Annotated in this window: 1 protein-coding gene; it reads right to left on the reverse strand. The window is 38.2% G+C overall.

All coding sequences use genetic code 11. From position 1 onward, the window contains the following. Positions 1-158: (2Fe-2S)-binding protein (locus SB658_RS25225; RefSeq protein WP_410603162.1), on the reverse strand; the 158-nt coding region annotated here is incomplete at its 3' end. Between the last annotated feature and the right edge of the window lie 101 nt (positions 159-259).

Genomic DNA, 259 nt, shown 5'->3' on the forward strand with positions numbered 1-259 from the left:
ATCATTCTACATGTGCGGCCACCGCAAAATCCCATGCCAGCACGTGTTCTTAGTTTTAATTCTCTTGCCGAGCATTTATATGCAGCAATTGTCGATTGAAGTTGTCCGTATGTAACTTCTTCACATCGACAAACAATTAAGTGATCTTTATTCGTCATATGTATTCCTCCTCTAGTTCGGTTTGCACAAATTATTATGCAAAAACTATGCCAAAATAGAGGAGGAAGGTTTATTGTAACCCAAGTTTTTTTAGGCGGTT

It is taken from the genome of Bacillus sp. SIMBA_008, assembly GCF_046535495.1.
Taxonomy (GTDB): Bacteria; Bacillota; Bacilli; order Bacillales; family Bacillaceae; genus Bacillus; species Bacillus subtilis.